Source organism: Tardiphaga sp. (assembly GCF_025356345.1).
Lineage (GTDB): Bacteria > Pseudomonadota > Alphaproteobacteria > Rhizobiales > Xanthobacteraceae > Tardiphaga.
Genome location: NZ_JANXTC010000183.1, coordinates 1 through 3,251, shown reverse-complemented (window position 1 = coordinate 3,251; position 3,251 = coordinate 1). Strand labels below are relative to the sequence as shown.

Genomic DNA, 3,251 nt, shown 5'->3' with positions numbered 1-3,251 from the left:
CTGCGTTGTTTCAATATCGTGAGGACATCGCTGATTTTGTGAAACATCCAGTTCTGCGGGTTGCACAGCTCTCACGTCATCGGCAGGCCTATGCAGTATTAAACTTGGAGGTTCAGGCAATCGCCATACAAGAGCAAGCATAGATAATAGAAGCCCAAAAGCGGCAATCCAAACTGTTTCAAATCCTTTGAATGTTTTTACTTTAAAAAGATCCGCAAAACAAACATTGGTCCGGACCATAAATGTAACGCAGCATCCGGAACAGCAGATCGAATACGATCACCGGGCGCGCATTGCCGATATGGGCGAAGTCATAGACCGTCGGCCCGCAGACGTAGAGCCGCACATTGTCGGCATCGATTGGCGCGAAGATGCGCTTCTCGCGGGTCAAGGTATCGTAGAGTCGCAAATCCATGGAAGTCCCGTCCCCTTGCGGCCGGGCGTCCAATGATCTCGATTGAGAAAAGACGGCCTCAGCCAGCGAATCGCTAGCTCGTAATCTCGCGGCAAATGCCACATATGGCGAGAAATCCGTTCATGAAGGCACCATGCGGCAGCCAAGGGTTGCGCGTCAAGACGCTGGAATGCCCAGGCGACGGCCGATTTCAGCCCTAATCTCCCGGTACCTCCCCGCAAGGTTAACAATTTTTAATCTTTTCGGCTTATTTGTGAGGGCGCGCCCTCCTCATTCATTAGGTGAGTTATGATCCGTCTTGCTGTTTTTCTGAGCTCTGCTGTTATTTTCACCGCTTCGCCTGCTCTCGCTGATTCGCGGGTGTTCATCATCGCCAACCAGTCCGACGGCTATGGCATTGACCAGTGCCTCGCCAAGGGTGAGCAGTGCGGCGCTCATGCGGCCGCATCTTACTGCAAGTCCCGCGAATTCGCGCAGGCCACGGCCTTTCGCCGCGTCGATCCCGATGAAGTGACCGGATCCGTGCCGAAGACCGCGGGCGCCAACTGTTCCCACGGCAGTTGCGAAGAGTTCGTCGCCATCACCTGCCAGCGCTAGAAGTCGTTGCGGCGGAGGCGAAACGTCGCGTCCGCCGTCACAGTACAGCCCCGGAAACGACGTGACCCTGCCGTCAGAAGCAGCTAAGTGAAAGCCGCGTCAGCCGCCGCAATTTGATCGCGCGAGTTTGGCAACGTCGGCAGCGGTCCGCAAAGCCAGCGAACCTCGCCTGCTCCTTTGACTCGTTATTGGCCGGATATGTCTGACACTGTGATCGCTTCCCTCTCCCGCTTGGCTTTCGTCTGTGCCGCGCTGATCGGCACGGCTTCATGGGCTGTTGATGCGACCGCGCAGGGCTATCCGCCCGGCCAGCCGCCCCAGCAGCAAGGCGTGGCAGGTCCGTCGGGCAACCCGATGTGCCAGCGGCTGGAAGGCCAGCTCGCGACCGTCGACCGTGGCGCCGGCGGTGATCCCGCGCGCGCCGAACAGCTTCGCCGTTACGAGGATGCCGCCTCCAAGCAGCAGAGCGAGCTCGACCGCGTAACCTCGCAGGCCAAGCGGATGGGCTGCGATTCCTCCGGCTTCTTCTCGATGTTCAACGGCCAGTCGGCGCAATGCGGACCGGTCAACAATCAGATTCAGCAGGTGCGCGGCAATCTCGACCAGATCACCAGCAACCTCGAGCGGTTGCGGGTTGGCACTCCCGGCAGTTCGGACCGTGACAGCCAGCGACGTTCGGTGTTGCTGGCGCTCGCGCAGAACAATTGCGGCCCGCAATACGCCGCCGCGGCCCGCAGTGCCGCCCCCGCCCCCGGCCCCGGCAATTTCCTGAACAATTTGTTCGGCAACAATGAACCGAGCCCTGGCGCCCCGCCGATGGACGCGGTGGTGCTGCCGCCGTCGGGGACCTACCGCACGGTCTGCGTTCGTACCTGCGACGGCTTCTATTTTCCGATCTCCTTCGCCACGGTGCAGAGCCGCTTTGCCGACGACGAGCGCACCTGCAAGAGCCTGTGCCCCGCCACCGATGCGAGCCTGTTCAGCTATCGCAATCCCGGCGAGGACATCAACGCGGCCGTCTCGGTGTCGGGCCAGCCCTATTCGTCGTCGCCGAACGCGTTCAAGTACCGCACCGAATTCAATCCATCCTGCGCCTGCAAGGCGCAGGGCCAGACATGGTCGGACGCGCTGAAGAATATCGACGACAAATCCGCCGCGGAAAACGGCGACATCATCGTCACCGAGGAGCGCGCCAGGAAAATGTCGCTGCCACCCGCCAAGGGCGCGCCGGTGGCGCAAAAGCGCGGTGCCGCCGACGCCCCCGCGACAACCACGTCGGCGCCCGACGCGGCATCGGCCGCGCCTGCCGATCCTAGCAAGCCGATCCGGTCGGTCGGACCGACGTTCCTGCCGAAGACGCAGTAGCGCGGCGCAGCGCGCTGACGGCAAGGCGAGATTTCCGCCGCGATTGACCTGAGACCCGCAGGGCTGCCACGACGTGCTGCCATGGGATCACGATGTCACCAGAACCTACGGCGACTTGCGCGCGGCGTGCGAAGCGAGCGGCGTGACGCTCGCCCCCCTCGACCTGACGATCGCGGCCCATGCGGCGGCCATCGACGCAACCCTCGTGACGCGCGATAAAGCTTTCGCCCGCGTTCCTCACGCGTTGAGGGTCGCGGACTGGGCGGTAGAGGTTCGGCGTTTCGCGATGCCTAATGCAAATCGTGAGACGACTGCAACAGGCCGTTCCCTAGCCCTCGAACGCTTCGGCCGAACCGCGGCTGGCGCGTGTGAGCAGCGAGTCGTCAGGCTGCGGCAACGCCGTCGCCAGATCGCGAAACTTGTTGGTGATGGGGTAGCGGCGATCCCTGCCGAAATTCTTCCGCGTCACCTTCACGCCGGGCGCGGCCTGACGGCGCTTGTACTCGGCGATGTTCAGCAGCCGGTCGATCCGCAGCACCACATCCTTGTCAAACCCCTCGGCGACAATCGACGACAGCGCCTCCTCGCGCTCGACCAGGCGCTCGAGAATCGCATCGAGGATCTCATAGGGCGGTAGCGAGTCCTGGTCGGTCTGGTTATCGCGCAGCTCCGCCGTCGGCGGTCGTACGATGATATTGACCGGGATCACCTCGCCGTCGGGACCAAGCGCGCCGTCCGGCTTCCAACCATTGCGCAACCTGCACAGCCGGAACACCTCGGTCTTGTAGATATCCTTGATCGGATTGAAGCCGCCATTCATGTCGCCATACAGCGTGGCGTAGCCGACCGACATTTCCGACTTGTTGCCGGTGGT

3 protein-coding genes and 2 pseudogenes are annotated in these 3,251 nt (G+C 62.0%); 3 read left to right on the top strand and 2 right to left on the bottom strand.

Translation table 11 applies throughout. The features are described 5' to 3' along the window. Nucleotides 1–235: 235 nt before the first annotated feature. Nucleotides 236–415 (bottom strand): annotated as a pseudogene (locus Q0S16_RS10760) (cysteine--tRNA ligase); the annotation flags it as partial. A 288-nt stretch (nt 416–703) separates the two neighbouring features. On the opposite strand from Q0S16_RS10760, the gene Q0S16_RS10755 reads away from it, so the two are divergent. From Q0S16_RS10755 to Q0S16_RS10745, 3 genes and pseudogenes are all read left to right on the top strand, one after another. Then, nucleotides 704–1,012: a hypothetical protein gene (locus Q0S16_RS10755; RefSeq protein ID WP_295848020.1), complete on the top strand. Its 309-nt coding sequence runs from the start codon at nt 704–706 to the stop codon at nt 1,010–1,012. A 198-nt stretch (nt 1,013–1,210) separates the two neighbouring features. After that, complete coding sequence (locus tag Q0S16_RS10750; protein WP_295848018.1) at nt 1,211–2,377, top strand: DUF2865 domain-containing protein; 1,167 nt, start codon at nt 1,211–1,213, stop codon at nt 2,375–2,377. Nucleotides 2,378–2,447: 70 nt separating this feature from the next. After that, nucleotides 2,448–2,642 (top strand): annotated as a pseudogene (locus Q0S16_RS10745) (PIN domain-containing protein); the annotation flags it as partial. Nucleotides 2,643–2,705: 63 nt separating this feature from the next. On the opposite strand, the gene nadE reads toward Q0S16_RS10745, so the two are convergent. Further along, nucleotides 2,706–3,251: NAD(+) synthase (gene nadE / locus Q0S16_RS10740; protein ID WP_295848017.1), on the bottom strand; the 546-nt coding region annotated here is incomplete at its 5' end.

Coding starts and splice junctions, on each gene's coding strand:
- Q0S16_RS10755 (WP_295848020.1), top strand. CDS start 704: ATGATCCGTCTTGCTGTTTTTCTGAGCTCTGCTGTTATTTTCACCGCT.
- Q0S16_RS10750 (WP_295848018.1), top strand. CDS start 1,211: ATGTCTGACACTGTGATCGCTTCCCTCTCCCGCTTGGCTTTCGTCTGT.